The sequence below is a fragment of the Rothia mucilaginosa genome (assembly GCF_019334805.1).
In the GTDB taxonomy this organism is placed as follows: Bacteria; Actinomycetota; Actinomycetes; order Actinomycetales; family Micrococcaceae; genus Rothia; species Rothia mucilaginosa_C.
On sequence record NZ_CP079822.1, the window covers coordinates 613,113 to 632,671 of the forward strand.

The following is a 19,559-nucleotide window of genomic DNA, read 5'->3' on the forward strand; positions in this document are numbered from 1 at the left end:
GGTGCCTCCCCCAGAACCGGTTAGTTGCCGGTCATACCCAGCAGCTCATTCGCGCGAACGCGAGCCCAACGCTCCGCGTTCAGCACAGCCTCCAGCGTCAAATCAGCGTCAGAGACAGCCTCAGCGCTGCCGGTGTGCTCCTCCAGCACGCGTGCGACCGAATCGACAATGTCGGTAAAGCGAATCGCGCCCGCATGGAATGCGGCCACGGCTTCCTCGTTGGCGGCGTTGAACACTGCCGGGTGCGTGCCGCCGACCTTACCGGCGGCCTTGATCATGCGCACTGCGGGGAATGCTTCCTCGTCCAGCGGCTCAAAAGTCCAGGATGCCGCCTTCGACCAGTCACAAGCAGGCACAGCACCGGGGATGCGGTGCGGCCAGGTCAGACCCAGCGCGATGGGCAGAACCATGCTCGGCGGGGACGCCTGCGCAATGGTCGAGCCGTCCACGAACTGCACCATGGAATGCACGATCGACTGCGGGTGAACTGCCACGTCAATACGGTCCAGGTCCACGCCGAACAGGTGGTGTGCTTCAAGCACTTCGAGTGCCTTGTTGACCATGGTTGCCGAGTTGGTGGTGACGACCAGGCCCATGTCCCAGGTGGGGTGTGCGAGCGCCTGCGCGGGGGTCACGTCGTGCAGCTGTTCGCGCTTGTAGCCGCGGAACGGGCCGCCCGATGCGGTGAGGATGAGTCGGTCGATTTCTGCGTCGGTTCCGGAGGCGAGCGCCTGCGCGAGGGCGGAGTGTTCGGAGTCGACGGGCACCATGGGGGTGTTCAGGGGGGATGCGTCGACGGCGGCGCGTACGAGCGGGCCGCCTGCGATGAGGGATTCCTTGTTGGCCAGTGCCACGCGGTAGCCGCTGTTGAGGGCGGTGAGGGTCGGTTCCAGGCCGATGGAGCCGGTGATGCCGTTCAGGACGGTGTCTGCCGGGTGTGCTGCCGCCTGCACGGATGCTTCGGCGCCGTGGGCGATCTGCGGGGTGTAGCCGGTGGCGCCTGCTTCGGAGGCTGCCGCTTCGATGAGTTCGCGGAGGCGCTGCGCGTCGTCTGCGGTGCCGCTGGTGGCGACCAGTTCGGCGCGCACGTGTACGGCCTGGCGTGCGAGTAGTTCGAGGGATCGGGAGCCTGCGGAGAGGGCGACGACCTTCAGCGGTGCGTCGTCGGCGGAGGCGCTGGTGCCTTTGAGCGCGGCGAGGTGGTCGATGACTTCCATGGCTTGGGTGCCGATGGAGCCGGTTGAGCCGAGGAGGGTGATGCGCTGCGGTGCGCGGGTGAGTTCTGTGAGGGCGTCGGTGAGGCGGTCGCGGCTGCCGCCGACACGTGCTGAGGATCCAAACTTCATGGTTCTAGTGTCTCATGAGCTCGCGCGTGTATCCGGACGTGTAGCCTCGCCCCAGCTTAGAAGGCCCCAGCGCAGAAGAATCCCCCACCCTGTCATACGGGGCGGGGGATTCAACGCATACGTTTTAGAGCAGATCCTGCAGCAGCTCAATGCAGCGGTCCAGGAAAGCATCCACCTGGGATTCCTCGTAGCTGACGGTGCCCGAGGCGGGGCGGAACTTTGCGTGGCGCACCACGGAGGGGTCCAGCGGCTCTTCGCTGTTGAGCTGGGCGTACACGCGGTCGCAGATGGCGTCCACGTCGCCAACGAAGTAGCCCATGTGGCGGCGCTTGCTGGGGCGGCGGAAACGCTCACCGGCGGGGCGTTCCAGGCGGCCTGCGAGTAGCTCGCCGGTCTCTACGAGGGAGCGTTCCCAGTTGTCCAGGCCGTACGCCTCAATGTAGCGGCTGCGTTCGAGCTTGGCGAAGCGTTCCTCAATCTTTTCGAGGGCGCGGTCGACCACATCCAGCTGGTAGCCGCCGGGTTCTTCGCGGAAGACGACCTGGCGGATTCGTCGGGAGGTGTAGAGGTCTTCGGGTAGCTCGGCGGCTCCGCTGAGCTTCTCGTAGTCCTCGGCGAGGCGGGTGAACAGGCGGTCTACTTCACTGCGCTTGTAGCCGGGTTCGGTTTCTGCTGCACGGGCAAATCCGCCTCCGTGGGTGGTGCTTGCCAAGGTGGGCTCCTCTCGACGATTGAACTTTAAGAATACCAATGCGCAGGCTACCTGGTGCAAGGTGGGCGGGCGGCGTCTTAGATATAGCCTTTTACACCCCTCATCAACGGATACAGCAAAGGCGGGGCGCTCCTCCCCCCACTCGTGGGAAGAAACGCCCCGCCTCCATAAGCGATAAAAGCTTCAGGCTTTAGAGCGGCATAATAAACCGGAAAATCAGGCAGCCAGCCGCCGCAGCGAAAAGAATCGAGTCCAGGCGATCCATCATGCCGCCGTGACCGGGCAGGATATTCGACATGTCCTTCACACCCATACGGCGCTTGAACACGGACTCGACCAGGTCACCGGCAGTCGACGCGACCACCATGACCGCCGCCAGCGGAATAGCCCAATACCAGGGCGAACCCATGACCGCCAAGGCGATAGCACCAACAACCGCCGAACCGACGAAGGAACCAGCCAGGCCCTCCCAGCTTTTCTTCGGGGAAATCTTCGGCGCCATCGGGTGCTTACCCCAATTCACGCCGGCAATAAAGCCGAACGTGTCATTGCAGATGGCCATCAGCAGAATCATGAGGATGCCGCGCTCGCCGTGGTCCGTCTGGAAGTAGACCATGGCAATGCCCAGCATCAGCGGCACCCACAGCAGAGCCAGGGCGCTACCGCTCAAAGACTTACCCAGTGAGACCTGACGGTCAGCACGCACGAGAGCAGAAGAGAGCAGCAGCGCCAGCAGGCTCACCGCCAGGGCGATGCCCAGCCCGGTAAAACCGAACAGGAAAGACACCACCACAATCGCGCCAGACAGGGCACCCAGCAGGTATTCCGGGATGCCGTAGCCGCGGCGGGTATTGAGCACGTGCCCAATTTCCCAGGCGCCCAGGCCAGCCGCGGCAGCTGCAAGCGCCACAAAAATCGGCTGGTAAATCAGGCCCAGCACCAATAGCACGCCGAAACCGACGCCCACACTAATGGCGGCGGGCAGGTTACGGCCAGCTTTGGCGCTGCGCGACTTCACCGGCGTTGCAGCGGTCTGCGGGCTCGGCTGTGGAGCAGGCGGCGTGCCTCTCTCTTCTTTCGCTTCTTTGCGTGTACTCATTAGGGTTTAGACCTCGAGCAGTTCAGCTTCCTTGTGCTTGTACAGTGCGTCGACCTGGTCGATGTGCTTCTTGGTCTGTGCGTCCAGTTCCTTCTCAGCACGTGCGCCTTCGTCTTCACCGATTTCGCTGTCCTTGACCAGCTTGTCAATAGCGGTCTTAGCGTGGCGGCGAACGTTACGGATGGAGATACGAGCCTCTTCAGCCTTGTGGTTGACGAGCTTGGTGTATTCCTTACGGCGCTCAGCGGTCATTTCGGGCATGACAACGCGGATAGCTGCACCGTCGTTGCTGGGGTTAACACCCAGGTCGGAGTCACGCAGAGCCTTCTCGATAGCTGCCAGTGCGGTCACGTCGAAGGGAACGATCTTGACGGTACGTGCGTCCTCAACGTTGAAGGACACCAGCTGCTGCAGCGGGGTCGGTGCACCGTAGTACTCTGCGGTCAGGCCGCTGAAGATTGCGGGGTTCACACGACCGGTACGAACCTTAGCGAACTCAGTCTTGGTTGCTTCGATGGTCTTTTCCATCTTCTCGCCGGCTTCGGCAAGGATTTCTTCGATCACGAAAGGATCTCCTTTGTCGGAATTCTGGGGTGCCAGAATTGTCGGTGGGCGCACGCTCAGCCCTCATGATTTCTCACCGGTTCGCGGCGCATCCGAGGCGAAAACCTAACGAATAACGCGAAGTCGGCGGGAAAGAGGCAGAACGTCTTGTTTGATATAAGTCTAGACGGTACCGGCGGGCATAAGCGAGTTTTAGCGCTTACCCGCGCGGTACCGTCCAGAATAAGTCCGCACCATCAGGCACGGTCACAGTGTGAGGGGGCGTTCCGCACGCCCCGCCCTAAAAATTTAGGGGTTAGCGAGTAACGAGGGTACCCATCTTCTCGCCCAGGATTGCGCGGGTCACGTTACCGTCACCCTGCATGCCGAACACGCGCATGGTCACGTTGTTGTCGCGGCACAGGGAGAACGCGGTCTGATCCAGCACGCGGATGTTACGCTGCATCGCCTCATCGTAGGTGAGGTTGTACAGGCGCTCAGCGTTGGGGTCCTTGTTCGGGTCAGCAGTGTAGATGCCGTCCACGCCGTTCTTAGCGACCAGAACCTCGTCTGCATGGATTTCCAGGGCGCGCTGAGCAGCCACAGTGTCGGTGGAGAAGTAGGGCAGACCCGCACCAGCACCGAAGATCACGACGCGGTCCTTCTGCATGTGGCGGATCGCGCGGCGAGGAATGTAAGTCTCAGCAACCTGCGGCATGGTGATAGCGGACTGAACGCGGGTGTCAATACCCTCCTGCTCCAGGAAGTCCTGCAGAGCCAGGGAGTTCATCACGGTGCCGAGCATACCCATGTAGTCTGCACGGGAGCGGTCCATACCCGCCTGAGAGAGTTCAGCACCGCGGAAGAAGTTGCCGCCACCAATCACGATGGAGGTCTCAACTTCGCCAACGGTTGCGGCGATCTGCTTAGCGATGCTGCGCACGACCTCGGTAGAAATACCGACTTCGCCGCCACCAAAAACCTCACCGGAAAGCTTGAGCAAAACGCGGCGGCGGCCGGTTTCGTCACGGTGCATCGGGCGGGGATTCGCTTCAGTCATGGTTCCTCCAGTGGCTTACCTAGGGGTTGTTATAGGTGATCGGGGCGGACTCCTGCCGCCTAGTCCTTATCAAGGATACAGCAAAGCCGGGTAGCCACCAGTGGTGACTACCCGGCTTCAGGCTATAATCCCAACCTCATACGATTTCCCTTACCGGGAACCCGCAATACGGGAGGGCAGAACTGCAGCGAGTCCTTATGCGCCCACGCGGAAACGTGCGAATGCGGTAGCGGTTGCGCCAGCCTCGGACAGAACCTGTGCGACAGACTTCTTGGAGTCCTTCGCGAAGTCCTGATCGAGCAGGGTGTTCTCCTTGAAGAAGCCCTTCAGGCGACCCTCAACGATCTTGTCCAGAATCTTCTCGGGCTTGCCCTCAGCGATTGCGGTCTCGCGAGCAACGCGCTTCTCGGTCTCAATCTGGTCTGCGGGGATGGACTCGGAATCCAGGTACTTGGGGCTCATTGCAGCAATGTGCACTGCAACGTCGTGTGCGATCTCGTCGGTGTTCTCACCGGAGACAGCCAGCAGAACGCCAACCTGTGCCGGCAGGTCCTTGGAGGTCTTGTGCAGGTAAACTGCAACGTTCTCGCCCTCAACGCGTGCAACGCGGCGGACAACGATCTTCTCGCCGAGCAGTGCACCAGCGTCGGTGGTCAGCTCCTCAACGGTCTTGCCCTCGTAGGATGCAGCCTGCAGCTCTTCCAGGGTGGAAGCGTTAGCAGCAATAGCAGCCTCGAGCACGTTCTGGCCGAAAGCGATGAAGGGGTCGGACTTTGCCACGAAGTCGGTCTCGGAGTTGACCTCAACCATGTAGCCAACGCCGTTCTCAACGCGTGCAGCCACCAGGCCCTCAGCGGTTGCGCGACCCTCGCGCTTGGTGATGCCCTTCAGACCCTTAACGCGGATGATCTCGGCAGCCTTCTGCTGGTCGCCGTTAGCCTCGTCCAGAGCCTTCTTGACGTCGAGCATACCTGCGCCGGTCTTCTCGCGCAGTGCCTTGATGTCTGCTGCGGTGTAGTTCGCCATTGTGAACTCCTTGTGTTGCTGTAATAAATCGGGATGACATCCCGGTGGTACAAATGGCGGACGGCGCCGCGCCCAGGTCAGGGCGGGCGCCGTCCGAACGTGGTCCCCGCAGGCGGGGGCCACAAAGCATAAAGCTTAGTGGGCTAAGAAAGCTTACTTAGCTGCCTCTTCAGCCTGTGCAGCCTCGTGCTGCTCCAGGAGCTCGCGCTCCCAAGCTGCCATGGGCTCCTCAGCTGCTTCAGCCTTGCCGTTCTTCTTAGCGTTGCGCTCGATCAGGCCGGCTGCCACTGCGTCAGCAATCACGCGGGTGAGCAGGTTGACGGAGCGGATAGCGTCGTCGTTACCGGGGATCGGGAAAGCAACCTCGTCGGGGTCGCAGTTGGTGTCGAGGATAGCAACAACGGGGATGCCCAGCTTCTGAGCCTCGTTAACTGCCAGGTGCTCCTTCTTGGTGTCAACAACCCACAGGAGGGAGGGAACCTTGGACAGGTTACGGATACCGCCGAGGGTCTTCTCGAGCTTCTCGAACTCGCGACGCATGAGGAGCAGTTCCTTCTTGGTGTAGCGAGAACCTGCTACATCGTCGAAGTCAATCTGCTCGAGTTCCTTCATGCGCTCGATGCTCTTGGAGATGGTGCTGAAGTTGGTCAGCATACCACCGAGCCAGCGGTGGTTCACGTAGGGCATGTTCACGCGGGTTGCCTGCTCAGCGATAACTTCCTGAGCCTGCTTCTTGGTACCCACGAACAGGATGTTGCCACCGTGTGCGACGGTCGACTTAACAGCCTCGTATGCCTTGTCGATGAAGGCGAGGGACTGCTGCAGGTCGATGATGTAGATGCCGTTGCGCTCGGTCAGGATGAAACGCTTCATCTTGGGGTTCCAACGGCGGGTCTGGTGACCGAAGTGAACGCCGGAGTCCAGCATTTCACGCATAGTTACGACGGGCATGTCGTCTCCTTTGTGGTGCCGCGCGGACCTCCCATTCGGGCTAGCCCAACGCGCGCATAGTAGTTATCAGTTTTTCCTGGCGGCGGTTAGCGTTCACGGTTACCCGTTCAGCTCAGGCCCTAACCACCCCGTATGGGTGGACCGAAGGTCCCTTATCGGCTCCCCATGTGAGGATGCCGCTCACGCCGCGCGTCGTCAGTGGTACTGTGCGGAATCCCTTGAAGAGGGAGAATACCCGCGCAGGCACACTGCAATACGACATTGTACCGTATATTCCGCGATTAATCCGCCGGGTTGGGGTTAAAACCTGCGCGGGCGGTGCGGGTGTGTGCAGGGGCACTGTGGATAAAGGATTTTAAGGCGCAAACAGCGGGGTTATCCACAATTTTTCGTGAGGCGCTGCGGGGCGGGGCGATTCGTGATGTGCTCAGAAGATGAAGCAGAACATGAAGACATTAGAGGGAACGCTACGGCACACAATCCTGGTGGTGTGCTGCCTACTGGGTGCACTTGCGAGTGCGGGTGGGCAGGGCTACGCGGGTAGTCAGGGTTATTCGAGCTGGATCAGTTCTACAGACGGGGCAGGTTTCGCAGAGGGTGCCACCTCAAGTGCGCACGTTCCCAACAGCGCACAAGTTCCCGGCACCGTTGAGCTCGCCGCGAGCCAACTACGCTACCGCTCCCCCACCGCCGAATCCAGACCGCAGGTAATCCGCCCCTTTGAGAAGCCCACCCAACGCTGGAGCGCCGGGCACCGCGGCGTGGACCTTGCCGTGCCCGAGAACGACCGGCGCGTCTACGCACCGGCACCGGGAAAAGTGGTTTTCAGCGGCACGGTCGTCAACCGCAAAGTACTGGTCCTTGCGCATCCGGATGGGCGGCGCAGCACCTTCGAGCCCATGGACGAAGCACTCCCGGTCGGCACCACCGTTGCAGCCGGCGAGGTCATCGGAACCGTCGCAGTCACGGCGGGCGGCACCGGCGAGCGCCCCTACCGGCGATGCTCCACCGCGTGCTTGTACTGGGGTGTACGACAGGGAGGCGCCCGCGGGGACGGTAGCGGCAAGACCGCCGAGTACATCAATCCCATGAGCCTGCTGGGGTCGAAGGAGCCGAGCATTTTGCTTCCAGTGCCGGGCGGATATTAGGCGCGGGTACTGGATATTAGGCTCGGGTACTGGCGCCGAGCATGGGCAGAAGCAGATACAGCTGTGGCCCGTCACCTCCGGGAAAGGAGGCAACGGGCCGCAGGAGCCAGTCTAAGTTGTGCTCACTAGCGTAGGCGCTAGAGGTAGCTACTTACTGGAGGACGTCACCGTCAACAGCACCGAACTGGTTCGGCTGAGTGGGCTGAACCGGTTGCTCAGTCGGAGGGATATAGGCCGGCATTGCCTTGGTCGGTTCAGTCTCACCGTAGTTCAAGCCCTGCTGCGGGGTGAACACCTGAGTCGGCGAATCATCACCGACAGTGTAGGCGTTGTTCTGTGCGGGGTAACCGGGCTGAGCAGTGTAACCGCCCTGTGCCGGGTAACCATTCTGAGCCGGGTAGCCGTTCTGTGCATCAGCCTGGGTTGCACCGTAACCGGTTGCAACACCCGCAGCTGCACCCAGTGCAGCAGCCGAAGCGGCACGACGCTCACGGCCCTTCGCACGAGCCGCCGCGATCTTCTTGCGGAAGACGAAGAGCAGAACCAGGATGAGCAGCAGCAGACCCACGATGATTGCATCCACAATTACATCGGTCATGCTCAGACCGGACACCGGAACAGTCAAGGCGTTACCGCTAAACACACCGTTCTCACTCTTGATGCTCAGCTCACCACCATTAACGGTGAACTGCACACCGGCACGCGCCAAATCGTAGTTGAGGGTGTTCACTTTCTGCTGGTCCAGCGAGGAGAAGGTCGGTGCCTTGAAAGTGAGCTCGTAAGGAACACGGTAGTAGTTACCCAGCTTCTGAGCGAGCTTAATATCCGGCTTCAGAGTGTAGTCGGAGCCGAAGGGGTGGTAGCCACCGGGGCGGGTGACGGTCACCTTCGATTCGGGCAGGTACTCGTTCAGTCGCTGGTTGAACTCGGCTTCGTCCTTACCGCGAACCTTCACGCTCACGATGGTGGCATCGCCGTCCTGACGAACCTCGGTCTCGTCATTGCTACCACCGGCAAAAGCGTTCTTCAGAGCCTCTTCTGCGCCAGCTACGTCAGAGCTCGGGAAGGAGTAGAGGAAACGTGCCTCAATGGAACCGTCCAGGCCCAGGGAGGTAGCCACCTTCACGCCCTTCATGGTCACCTGCTGCGAAAGGTAACGGTTCAGGTGAAGGACGCTCTTCGAAGAGGAAGAGCCAGAGTTACCGGTGTTATCAACCTGGTAGCTGTGATCGGAGCTGTCCTTCAGGATAACTTCCAGACCGTTGCCTTCCGGAGAGCACAGCAGCGAGCAGTCCAGTACGCCCTTCATGGTCTTGCGCACGTAGAAGGTCTTCGACTCTTCCTTGACTTCTCGGGTGTAGCTCAGATTGGTGGTACCCGCACCCAGCAGCTTCTTCAGCTTAGTGTTCAGGTCGTCCAGGGAGGAAGCGCTAAAGGTCAGGGTACGACCCACTTCTTCCTTTGCCGCGCTGGTAGAAGCAGAGGGAGCCATATAGGTTGCCTGGGAAGACGTCAGACCCTTCTTCAGCTCGGAGCCCTCAGGCTTGACCTGATTCAGGTATGCGTCAACCGCAGCGGCGGTCTCCGAGTTCATGATGTCCTTCGCTACGAAGGAGGCAGTAGCAGAGTAGCCACCATCCTTTTCCTGAAGCTCAAGAACCATCACCTTGAAGCCACGGTCCTGCACGTCCTTCGCGGAGATGGTGGAGCCGCCGGAGTTCTTCACTTCCTTCTCGCCAAACTTCACGGTGGTTTCGCTGCCGCTGCTGTTGAACACACTGTTCTTGTTGGAGGATTCAATCACGCCATCAATAACAAGAGCTTCGGGGAGCCATTCCAGCAGCTCCTTCGAGCTGAAGTTTTCCTTCACCTGAATACCCTGCACCAGGCCCTGCTCGGTATTGAGAATAGTGACAGTAGGCTCGGTCTTGGAACCAGCAGCCTGCAGGATAGAAGCAACCTTGGTACGGTACTCATCCACAGAGGAGAAGGGAATGGTGAAGGTTGCACGCGCCTTGTCACCCTCAGACTGGATACCACCGTATTCCAGCCCCTTAGGAAGGTGCTTACGCACGGATGCATCAAGGGCTTCAACGCCGCCCTTAATCTTGTCCTTGTTGTCCTTCATGTTGAAGGAAACCTGCATGGTGCGGGTACCCTTCTCGGCACTCTCAAGGCCAAGCTGAGTATCAATCTTTGCACCGCAGGCGCTCAGAATCAGGGCGGCAATGGTCAGCAGAACCGCCAGGAACATCCAGCGCTGACGAGCCGGCGCACCCGGGGTGTGAGTCATCGCGTGCATGCTAGGCTCCCATCAGGCGAATCGCCACGTAGTAGACGACCATGGATGCCAGAACCCATGCGGTGCTCAGCGCCGCGTGCATGATAATCGGGGACTTCGCGAAGCGGCCCAGACGGTTCAGACCCAGGTAGGTGAGAGCCTCGCCCGAGAACACGGCGAATGCAAGCACCAGGACCATGAGCATGCTCAGGAAGAACGCACCACCACCGCTACGGGTGAGGGTCAGGAAGAACACGAGCAGGTTCAGCACCAGGAACGAAGGAATCAGCGCCAGGGAAGACACCGACACGGCGTGCATGCTAGCGGTGAAGGAGGCCGGTGCCTTACCGATACGCGCGGTCAGCTGCAGCTGCACACCGCGCAGAACCTGCACACCGAAGATGGCAAGAGCCATCAGTACGTACGCCAGAATCATGCGTCCGGTCGGCACAGCCTGTGCGGCGTAGGCACCACCGTAGGCGGCACCACTTCGGCCACCAAACATGTATCCCAACATGGACATCATGACAACCGCCGCCAGAATTACCAGCCGGCTGAAGAAGAACGCGCCCGCCAGCGCCTGCAGAGTCGTGGGAACAATCCAACCCCACACACCTGCGGAAGAGATGCGGGCGTGCGCGGTCGCCGGGTTGCTGGAGAAAACGTCCAGGAACGCGTTCCAGGTAGCACCCAGTGCCTTCACCGCCGGATGCGGTGCGCTCGGCGCATAGGTTGCCTGGCCGGGCTGACCGGGCTGCGCGGCCCCAGGCTGAGCAGTACCGGGCTGGGGTGCGGCGGCAGGCTGACCGGGCTGTGCGGGGGCTGCCTGAGCCTCAGCATTCGGCTGTGCATGAGCGCTCGCAGGAGTGGGCTGGGGTGCCTGCTGCGGCTGGACGGGTTGCTGAGGTGCTGCCGGTGCGGCAGGCTGAGCAGCATTACCCTGCTGGCTCGGCTGCACAGGCTGGCTCGGCTGAGCAGGCAGCGAAGCATCCTGTGCGGGACGCGCGCCAGCATCGTAGCCGTAGCCCCCGGCGGCACCCTGCGACGGGTTGTTGGGAGTGTTCTCCGACATTGAGATCCTCTCGTATGGTGTGTGGAAGCAACACCTACCGGCAGAATCGGCATCTACCGGCGGCATCACACTGTCTTTCGTGACAAGACTCTTCAACCCTACAGTATTGAACGCTATGATGCGTCTTCGTTCGTCATTTACTCATTTTCATCACCGTTGATGCATTCCATGCACGAAAATAGGCCCCCTGAGAGTACGACAAAAGAGCGCGAAAAAGGGCGCGAAAAAGCCCCGCCCGCCGACAAGTGGGTGAAGTCGACGGGCGGGGCCGTAGGGAGTGCGGGGCTCGAACCCGCGACCAAGGGATTATGAGTCCCCTGCTCTAACCGGCTGAGCTAACTCCCCATCCGGTGCAGTGACGGCGCGCAATGGGCGCCAGCACCATCCTCTAGAGTACCTGAACGGCGACTGAGAACGAAAAACGCTCTACTACCCAAGTCCACCGCCCAGTGTCTAGAGAAGCTTAGCGGCGCGAATCCAGGTAACGCTGGTACGGAGCGTCACTCACGTACAGTTCCTCGAAGGTGCGCCAGGTGTTCTCAGCACTGTGGAAGCCCACGATGCGGCGGGACTCGCGGCCCATCTGCTCACGCTCAGCGGCGGGCAGGGAGAGCACAGCCTCCAGCTTCTTCGCCAAATCCTGAGCGTTATTGGGTTCGAAGAGGTAGCCGTTCACACCGTCCTCCACCAGGTGCGGCAGAGCCAGCGCGTTCGCGAGCACCACGGGGGTGGAGGCGCTCATCGCCTCCAGGGAAACCAGGGACTGCAGTTCGGCGGTACCGGGCTGGCAGAACACATCAGCCATCTGGTACACCTCGGGCAGATGCTCCTCCGGAACGAAGCCGCGGAAAATCACGCGGTCGGACACGCCGCAATCGTGTGCCTTCTGCTCGAGTGCTTCACGCAGCTCGCCGCCACCGGCGATATCCAGCACCACGTGCTCGAGAGTATCCGGCAGCAGGGAGAGCGCCTCGATGAGCACGTCCACGTTCTTCTCTTCAGCCAGGCGGCCCACGAAGGCGATACGCAGCTCACCGGGAACCTTGCCGGCGTCAGCACCCTCAGCCAGCTCGTAGTCACTGATCTCAATACCGTTAGAAACGGGCATGACCGGGCGATCAAAATTGCCCAGTTCGCGCATCGCATCCGCACCAATCTGGGTGGGGGTGGTAACGACCGCAGTCTTGGAGAAGCAGAAACGCATGTCCTTCCAGGTTGCCTTCTCAATCACGCGCTTCACTACGGAGGGGAAGGGCAGGAACGGGTCCAGGTTCGCAGGCATGAAGTGGTTGGTTGCAATCACACGGATACCGCGGCGCTTCGCCTGGAAAATCAGGGCGCGACCAATAACGTAGTGGCACTGCACGTGCACCACGTCCGGGCGGACCTCGTCAAGGATTGTGCCGACCTCGGACCAGATCTCCCAGGGGATGCAGATGCGGTTCGTCTCGTGGGTCGGGGGCAGGTGCGAGCGCAGGCGGTGCTCCACGATGCCGCCCTCTACTTCGGTGCGGTAGCTGGGGCCGGGGATGGGGCTGGCAGCAACTACGTGTACGGAGTGGCCGCGCTTGAGCATGGAGGTGGCGAGGCGGTGACCGAATTGTGCTGCACCGTTAATGTCCGGCGGGTAGGTTTCTGCGCCAATCAGAATCGTCTTTGCCTGTTCCATGACGGGGCTCCTCATCGGGGTGTAGTGTGTCGGTGACTTTGGGGTTTCGGGTGCGACGGTGCGCCGCTCTACCTCTGTCTGCCGCGTGCACCGGGTGGATCCGGTACGTACAGCATTTGTCTATTCTACCTGTGAGCTGCGTCCTTCTCCGACTCGTGGAGGGCGGGTTTTGGCTGGGAGTTACCTCCAAACCTCCCGCCGGGGCAGGAGCCAGCAACCTGCCTGTAGACGCACAAACGCCCCGATACGAGTATCGGGGCGTTTGGACGCTTGGCGTTAAACCTGCGCCGGTTTTAGCGGCGAACAGTATTTAGCGGCGAACCAGGCGGTTCAGGAAGTGCAGGACGGTTGCAATGGATGCGCCCAGTGCTGCGAAGGACTTCCAGCGTGCCTGCAGAACCTCGGGCTTGCGCACGTTCTCTGCCAGGCCGCGGCCGGTAGCTGCTGCACTTGCGGCAACCTCGGAGGGCACTGCCTTGAGAGCGTCCAGAGCCTGCTGGGTGTTGTTCTGAACGTCGCCGGTGTAGGACTGCAGGTCGTCGCGCAGGGCTGCCAGGTGCTGGCGGCGTTCTGCGGTGCGCTGCTTGAGCTCTTCGAAGGTCGGCGGCTTGGGCTCTTCCTCGCCGCGTGCCTTGCGCTCTTCAGCTTCCTGACGTGCGCGTTCTGCTGCTTCTTCAGCTTCCTTAGCCTTCTGCTCTGCACGCTCTGCCTGTTCCTTCTTCAGGCGCTCAGCGGACATGGCGGTACCTTCCTTGAGTACGCCGAGGTCGAAGAGCAGACCGAAGATTGCGGATTCGGGCTTGAACGGCAGCTGTGCCTTGACCTTCTTCAGACCGACCAGGGCGCAGATTGCCAGGACGATGAGGAAGATGAGGGCGAAGACCAGCGCGGATGCCCAGTAGGGCATGACGGTGCCGAGGCCGAGGATTGCTGCGGCGACCAGCGCAATGATCAGGAACAGACCGAAGACTGCTGCGACGCCGAAGAAGGCTGCGCCCTTACCAACGGCGATGCCCTTGGTCTTCAGCTCGTGCTTTGCGATCTGGATTTCGTCCTTGATCTGGCTGGGTCCGAGGGTCTTGAAGGTTTTGCCAGCGTCGATGATGTTCGCGACGCCGGACTTAATCCCGCTGATGCCAGCAAAGAAACCCTTGGGTGCCTTGGGATTAGTAGTAGTGGTCATGACCACCTCTCCGTGACGTGTTTTTGGAGGCTTCTTTTTCGCACTCCACCTCCTATAGTTTAGCCCCTTATGATACCTCCGCGTGACCGTTTGAGCGGGGGTTTGCGCTATCTCTTCAGGTATTTTCGACTTTCTGGAGGCTGTGTTGAGCTGCTGGCGTAGCTTTCTGGGTTGGGTTGCGCCTGTGGATTTGCTCTGGAGTAGGCGCAAGAGGATGCCGGTGGGCCGCTCCCCCGCTGCGTGCCGAGTGGGTGAGTGGCGTGTGTGGGTGGGGAACTTTTCTGCGCGTTAGGCTTCACATTTTTGCGGGGTGAAGCGCCTTTATCCCTTCCCGCAAATCTCTGTTGCTCTGGACTCGACACAGCGGGGTGACGGTTTTTCCGAGCGCGCGAGGAAGTAAAAACCGTTACCCCGCCGAGGGCGTAAGCCCGAGGGCCTGAAGGGAGCGCCCCAGCGCCTGCGTATGGCGGAGTGGTTACTGGTTCGAGCCAGAGGAACAGATAAAGCAAGAACCCTCAAGGCGGAGCCTTGAGGGTTCTTGCTTTATGCGCTCCCCCGACTGGACTCGAACCAGTAACCCTTCGATTAACAGTCGAATGCTCTGCCAATTGAGCTACGGGGGATTATTTTGTTTTCGTTGCTGGTTTCCCTTGCAACGAGTAATAACTATACCGGGACTGTTTGGGCTCCGCAACTTGAAATGCCGTGAATTGCATCACTCTTTGGGTTGAGCGGTTGGGCTGGGTGGTTGGGCCGTGTGGTTAGTTTGGGTGGTGCCCCCCGGCAACCTGCAGAACACAGGACATTCGGCAGGTTGCCTGGGCGCAAGCAGAAGAACCGTGCTTAGCCGCGCTGTGCGTTGAGCTGTCGGCGGCGCATTTCCAGTTCGAGGAGCTGACGCTGTACCGCTTCGAACTCTTCGTCGTCGGGGTTGGCGCTGAGCTGCTCTAGGCGCATCATCAGGTCGGATTTTTGGCGGGCGATCTGCTGTTCGAAGAGGGCATTGAGCGCGCCGGTGACGAAGTTGGGCAGGTGCTCGGCGCTGCTGACCGGTAGCGGTGAGACGGCGAGCTCCGCGATGGCGGGGTGCACGCCCTCCACGGCGCCGGAGCGCACGCAGTTAATCCACTCGATACCGGGGGTGGGCGCCATGACGGTTGCGGCATGAATAATGCCGGCGGCCACCTCGCGGTGGGTGCGGTAGCGGAACTGCACGGTGGCGAGGTTACGCCACTGTTCCACGCTGATGAGCTCGGGGTGCTGCAGGGCAATCTCGAGCGCCGCCTTTTCGAGGCGGGCGACCGGGTCGCGCGGGTCGGGGGTGAGGAACTCCTCGACGGCGGGGGCGGTCGCCTCCGGCTGGGGTGCGGCGGGCTGAATGCTGCTCGGCGGATGCGCGGCGGCATTCTGTCCGGCGTAGGCGCTGGGCGCGGCGTAATCCTCGGGAGGCGGGGCATCGTAGGCGGGGTCGTAGGGCGCGTCGGTATGTGCCATACCGGGCTGGCCCTGCGGCCCTTCGTTCAGACGCTCGTAACGCGGCGCGGCGGCGGTAGCCTCCGCCTGCTGGGAGCGAGAAAGCTTCGGGTGATTCTGCGCGTACGCCACGGCACGCTGAATCTCGTCCAGCTCCAGACCGAGCTGACCGGACACCTTACGCATGTAGGCCGGGCGCAGGTCGCGGTCCTTGATGCCGGCAATAATCGGGGCGATAGCGCGCATCGCCAGCACGCGGCCCTCAAGGGTCGCCAAATCGTACTTGGCGAGGGTCGAATCAATTGCGAACTCGAAGAGCGGGCGGCGCGAAGCAATCAGCGAGCGCACGGCGGCGTCACCCTTGTGCAGACGCAGGTCGCAGGGGTCCATGCCGTTCTCAGCAACCGCAACGAAGGTCTGCGCGACGAAGCGCTGATCCTCCTGGAAGGCAGCCATGGCGGCTTTCTGGCCTGCGGCGTCGCCGTCGAAGGTGAAGATGATTTCGCCGCCGGAGCCGTCGTCGGTGATCATGCGGCGAACCATCTTGATGTGGCCGGGACCGAACGCGGTACCGCAGGTGGCAACGGCGGTGGTGATGCCGGCGAGGTGTGCCGCCATGACGTCCGTGTAGCCTTCCACGATGACGACCTGCTTATTCTTGGTCATATCGCGTTTTGCCAGGTCGATGCCGTAGAGCACCTGGGATTTTTTGTACAGCTGAGTCTCGGGGGTGTTCAGGTATTTGGGGCCCTGGTCGTCGTCGAAGAGGCGGCGGGCACCGAAACCGATGGTTTCACCGGCGATGGTGCGGATCGGCCAGATGATGCGGCCGCGGAAGCGGTCGTACAGGCCGCGGTTACCCTCCGAGAACATGCCGGTCGCCTTCAGCTCCTCATCGGTGAAGCCCTGGGAGCGAAGGTGCTTGAGCAGATGGTCCCAGCCTCGCAGGGCGTAGCCGACACCGAACTTGCGGGTTGCGGCGGGGTCGAAGCCTCGGGCGCCGAGGAAGCGCTGCGCCTCCTGCGCGTCCGGCGAGTAAAGGTTGCGTTCAAAGAATTCGGCGGCCATCTTGTGCGCGTCGAGCAGGCGGCGGCGCATACCCGCCTCATAGCGGTCGCCGGGCTTACCGCCCTCATAGTGCAGGGTGTAGCCGATGCGCGCGGCAAGACGCTCCACCGTCTCAACGAAGCTGGTGTGCTCCATCGCCATGACGAAGGAGTACACGTCACCGGATTCACCGCAGCCGAAGCAGTGGTACGAGCCGACCTGCGGGCGCACATTGAAGGAGGGCGTGCGCTCGTCGTGGAACGGGCACAGCCCCTTGAAGGTGCCTATACCGGCGCTTTTGAGGCTCACGTAGCCTTCAATGATTTCGCGGATATCGGTACGGGCGCGGACTTCGTCAATGTCTTCTTTGCGGATTAATCCAGCCATAAACTCAATTCTACGGTGGGGGTCAACAGGTAGCGCCTGCAGGCGGTGCAGGAGCGGGAAATAGCGCGCGAACAGGCTCGCAAAAAGGATGCGCCGCGACGCGCAAACAGCACGCCGCGGCACACAAGTAACGGTGTTTAGCCGCCGGAAATATCCAGCTCGGCCTCCACCAGGCCCAGACGCTCAGCATCCCCCAGGATACGCGAATCCAGCCAGCCATCGGGCAGGTGCGGCTGCTTGGGGCTGCCGGCGCGACCGCGCGAACCCTCCACGGCGGCACCCGGGTAACCAATCGAGTGGTCCAGCTGAGCAATCAGCTCACGGAAGGTCGCCAGGTCGGGCACCTGAGCCATCTTCGCGCGCAGCTCACCGCCAACCGGGTAGCCCTTGAAGTACCACGCCACGTGCTTGCGGATCTCACGCAGGCCTCGAGTCTCATCGCCGAAGGTTTCCACCAGCAGTTCTGCGTGGCGGTAAATCATGTCCGATACCTCAGTCAGGGTCGGGCGGATACGCTCCGACGAACCCTCAAACGCATTCTGCAGGTCACCAAACAGCCACGGGCGACCCTGGCAGCCGCGACCAATCACGACGCCGTCCACGCCGGTCTGCTCAACCATGCGCACCGCATCCTCAGCGGAGAAAATATCGCCATTACCCAGGATCGGCACATCCGGAATCAGCTCGCGCAGCTGCGCAATCGAATCCCAGTCAGCCTTACCCGAATAATGCTGCGCCGCAGTACGACCGTGCAGGGCAATCGCGGCCACGCCAGCATCACGAGCAATCTTGGCGGACTCCAAGAACGTGATGTGCTCATCGTCGATGCCCTTACGCATCTTAATGGTCAACGGAATATCGTTGCGGGACGCCTCCTTCACCGCGGTCTGCACAATCGCCGTGAACAGGTCAGTCTTCCAGGGCAGGGCGGCACCGCCACCGCGGCGAGTCACCTTAGGAGCCGGGCAGCCAAAGTTCAAGTCAATGTGGTCAGCGCGGTCCTCTTCAACGACCATGCGCACAGCCTTACCGACGTTGACCGCGTCCACACCGTAAATCTGGATGGAGCGGATCTTCTCGTCCGGGTCATGCTCAATAATGCGCATGGACTCGGGCTTACGCTCCACCAGGGCGCGCGCAGTCACCATTTCGGTCACGTACAGGCCACCGCCATATTCACTGCAGAGGCGGCGGAAAGCCTTATTGGTCACGCCGGCCATCGGGGCGAGAACCACGGGAGTATCAACGGTCAGTTTGCCCAGTTTCAGGGGCGGAAGGGTAAGACGGGGTGCTTCAGAATTCACCCCTATATTGTGGCATACGGGGGCAAATCGAGAACCGGACTCAGCTGAGGGGGTACAGCGGGCACAGCACAGCGGCACGGCACAGCGGCACGGCGCAGGCTCAGCAACCGCAAGGAGGCGCAGGTACACCAAAGGGGCGGGGAAGCATTCCGCTCCCCCGCCCCTTTTGGCAAGCGTCAGCCAGCAGGCTCGGTACCGTGAATCTACCTAGTAACCTACTCGGTCACGTAAATATAGGTCGGATCGCCCTCCACCGAAGCAGTACCGGCGCGCAGCAGCACGTCGGTCACCTGAACCAGCGCCTCCATAGAGTCATCAACCTCAACCAGCACCGGGTACTTAGCACTCAGCAGGGACAGCACCTGCATAATCGCCTCCACGGCGCCCTCATTATCGAAGTCGTAGCCCAGCAGCAGTTCGGTGGCGGTGTTCTCATTCACCAGCGCCGCCTCCGGGTCAGTCTCGAAGGGGTGGTAGCTCACCGCAAACGCCACAATCGGGCCCTTCTTACCCTCTGCAGCCGCCTCACGAATATGGTCACGAAGCACCACGGCACCAAAGGCACGCACCTCATCCGAGAGGAAGTAGCGGTTCACGGTGCCCAGGCCCACCTCAGCGGGAACATCCCAATCGTGGGAGCGGCGGTAGAACTCCCACAGCGCGGCCGTCAGCTCCACCGAACCGGTCGCCAAATCCTCAATCGCCTGAGTCTCGTTGCCGTCAGCATCCTCACGCAAAGACACCGGAGGAATCGCACCCGGCTCCACACGCACCATACGGGAACGCTGAATCAGCTTCATACCAGCAGCCTGCGCAAACTCCTCACCGTCACTAAACGGCGACAGCTTCACACGCAAAGCAGTGGTCTGACCGTGCGCCGCCGCAATCTCACGCAACGCATCCAGCAGGGCAGTACCAATACCCTGACGGCGGTGATCAGCTGCCACCTCAATGTAGGACCATAGACGCGTCGGATGCAGCATCGAAGCCACCACAGTACCCGCAGCCACCGGCACACCCGAAGCAGTCACCACCAGGGTGCGGCTAAACGGCGCATCCGTATCCGGGCCGAAAAGGCCACGCTGGCGCTCCTCAACCTCATTGCGGGCAGAGTTCCATATCTCAAGCAGGGCAAGGTCATCACCCTCCTGCCAAGGGCGAATCTCAAATTTTTCGCTGAGGCGTTCAGCCATATCCGTGCACCTTTCCTTCGCTCGCGTCAAACGTGCCAATCAGTCTAACCAGGGTAGCCCAAATA

Annotated in this window: 15 protein-coding genes and 2 tRNA genes; 1 reads left to right on the plus strand and 16 read right to left on the minus strand. The window is 61.3% G+C overall.

What is annotated here, in order from left to right:
• Positions 1-20 precede the first annotated feature (20 nt).
• The 7 genes from dxr to rpsB form a co-directional block, all read right to left on the minus strand.
• On the minus strand, positions 21-1,346 hold the full coding sequence (dxr, locus tag LPB405_RS02340) for a 1-deoxy-D-xylulose-5-phosphate reductoisomerase (protein ID WP_219101781.1): 1,326 nt from the start codon (positions 1,344-1,346) through the stop codon (positions 21-23).
• A 124-nt stretch (positions 1,347-1,470) separates the two neighbouring features.
• Positions 1,471-2,058 carry a cell division protein DivIVA gene (locus tag LPB405_RS02345; protein WP_012903944.1) on the minus strand — a complete coding sequence of 196 codons (588 nt, stop codon included), beginning with the start codon at positions 2,056-2,058 and terminating at the stop codon, positions 1,471-1,473.
• 190 nt (positions 2,059-2,248) lie between these two features.
• Positions 2,249-3,076, minus strand: coding sequence for a phosphatidate cytidylyltransferase (locus tag LPB405_RS02350; protein ID WP_246824075.1), 828 nt, complete (start codon positions 3,074-3,076; stop codon positions 2,249-2,251).
• An 87-nt stretch (positions 3,077-3,163) separates the two neighbouring features.
• Positions 3,164-3,721: a ribosome recycling factor gene (gene frr / locus LPB405_RS02355; protein ID WP_044150664.1), complete on the minus strand. Its 558-nt coding sequence runs from the start codon at positions 3,719-3,721 to the stop codon at positions 3,164-3,166.
• A gap of 295 nt (positions 3,722-4,016) precedes the next feature.
• Positions 4,017-4,760 carry a UMP kinase gene (gene pyrH, locus LPB405_RS02360; RefSeq protein ID WP_049345691.1) on the minus strand — a complete coding sequence of 248 codons (744 nt, stop codon included), beginning with the start codon at positions 4,758-4,760 and terminating at the stop codon, positions 4,017-4,019.
• A 195-nt stretch (positions 4,761-4,955) separates the two neighbouring features.
• Positions 4,956-5,786, minus strand: a complete 831-nt coding sequence (tsf, locus tag LPB405_RS02365; protein WP_219101782.1) for a translation elongation factor Ts — start codon at positions 5,784-5,786, stop codon at positions 4,956-4,958.
• A 153-nt stretch (positions 5,787-5,939) separates the two neighbouring features.
• Positions 5,940-6,737: a 30S ribosomal protein S2 gene (gene rpsB / locus LPB405_RS02370; protein ID WP_005508818.1), complete on the minus strand. Its 798-nt coding sequence runs from the start codon at positions 6,735-6,737 to the stop codon at positions 5,940-5,942.
• 446 nt (positions 6,738-7,183) lie between these two features.
• Between rpsB and LPB405_RS09040 the strand changes: the two genes are divergently transcribed.
• Positions 7,184-7,885, plus strand: coding sequence for a M23 family metallopeptidase (locus tag LPB405_RS09040; RefSeq protein WP_257604956.1), 702 nt, complete (start codon positions 7,184-7,186; stop codon positions 7,883-7,885).
• A gap of 151 nt (positions 7,886-8,036) precedes the next feature.
• Here LPB405_RS09040 and LPB405_RS02380 read toward each other — a convergent pair whose 3' ends face one another.
• The 9 genes from LPB405_RS02380 to LPB405_RS02420 form a co-directional block, all read right to left on the minus strand.
• Positions 8,037-10,178, minus strand: a complete 2,142-nt coding sequence (locus tag LPB405_RS02380) for a flagellar motor protein (RefSeq protein ID WP_257604957.1) — start codon at positions 10,176-10,178, stop codon at positions 8,037-8,039.
• 10 nt (positions 10,179-10,188) lie between these two features.
• Positions 10,189-11,238 (minus strand): hypothetical protein, encoded by a 1,050-nt coding sequence (locus LPB405_RS02385; RefSeq protein ID WP_219101784.1) that lies wholly within the window; start codon positions 11,236-11,238, stop codon positions 10,189-10,191.
• A gap of 271 nt (positions 11,239-11,509) precedes the next feature.
• Positions 11,510-11,583: transfer RNA gene (locus LPB405_RS02390), tRNA-Ile, on the minus strand.
• A 118-nt stretch (positions 11,584-11,701) separates the two neighbouring features.
• Positions 11,702-12,907, minus strand: a complete 1,206-nt coding sequence (locus LPB405_RS02395) for a glycosyltransferase (protein ID WP_219101785.1) — start codon at positions 12,905-12,907, stop codon at positions 11,702-11,704.
• Positions 12,908-13,217: 310 nt separating this feature from the next.
• Positions 13,218-14,090, minus strand: coding sequence for a phage holin family protein (locus LPB405_RS02400; RefSeq protein WP_219101786.1), 873 nt, complete (start codon positions 14,088-14,090; stop codon positions 13,218-13,220).
• 550 nt (positions 14,091-14,640) lie between these two features.
• Positions 14,641-14,713 (minus strand) — tRNA-Asn (locus tag LPB405_RS02405).
• A gap of 220 nt (positions 14,714-14,933) precedes the next feature.
• A complete protein-coding gene (dnaG, locus tag LPB405_RS02410; protein WP_219101787.1) occupies positions 14,934-16,997 on the minus strand; it encodes a DNA primase in 2,064 nt (687 codons plus the stop codon).
• A gap of 137 nt (positions 16,998-17,134) precedes the next feature.
• Positions 17,135-18,301, minus strand: a complete 1,167-nt coding sequence (dusB, locus tag LPB405_RS02415) for a tRNA dihydrouridine synthase DusB (protein WP_219101788.1) — start codon at positions 18,299-18,301, stop codon at positions 17,135-17,137.
• A gap of 215 nt (positions 18,302-18,516) precedes the next feature.
• On the minus strand, positions 18,517-19,494 hold the full coding sequence (locus LPB405_RS02420) for a GNAT family N-acetyltransferase (protein ID WP_219101789.1): 978 nt from the start codon (positions 19,492-19,494) through the stop codon (positions 18,517-18,519).
• Positions 19,495-19,559 lie beyond the last annotated feature (65 nt).

Coding starts and splice junctions, on each gene's coding strand:
- dxr (WP_219101781.1), bottom strand. CDS start 1,346: ATGAAGTTTGGATCCTCAGCACGTGTCGGCGGCAGCCGCGACCGCCTC.
- pyrH (WP_049345691.1), bottom strand. CDS start 4,760: ATGACTGAAGCGAATCCCCGCCCGATGCACCGTGACGAAACCGGCCGC.
- tsf (WP_219101782.1), bottom strand. CDS start 5,786: ATGGCGAACTACACCGCAGCAGACATCAAGGCACTGCGCGAGAAGACC.
- rpsB (WP_005508818.1), bottom strand. CDS start 6,737: ATGCCCGTCGTAACTATGCGTGAAATGCTGGACTCCGGCGTTCACTTC.
- LPB405_RS09040 (WP_257604956.1), top strand. CDS start 7,184: ATGAAGACATTAGAGGGAACGCTACGGCACACAATCCTGGTGGTGTGC.
- LPB405_RS02380 (WP_257604957.1), bottom strand. CDS start 10,178: ATGACTCACACCCCGGGTGCGCCGGCTCGTCAGCGCTGGATGTTCCTG.
- LPB405_RS02385 (WP_219101784.1), bottom strand. CDS start 11,238: ATGTCGGAGAACACTCCCAACAACCCGTCGCAGGGTGCCGCCGGGGGC.
- LPB405_RS02395 (WP_219101785.1), bottom strand. CDS start 12,907: ATGGAACAGGCAAAGACGATTCTGATTGGCGCAGAAACCTACCCGCCG.
- LPB405_RS02400 (WP_219101786.1), bottom strand. CDS start 14,090: ATGACCACTACTACTAATCCCAAGGCACCCAAGGGTTTCTTTGCTGGC.
- dnaG (WP_219101787.1), bottom strand. CDS start 16,997: ATGGCTGGATTAATCCGCAAAGAAGACATTGACGAAGTCCGCGCCCGT.
- LPB405_RS02420 (WP_219101789.1), bottom strand. CDS start 19,494: ATGGCTGAACGCCTCAGCGAAAAATTTGAGATTCGCCCTTGGCAGGAG.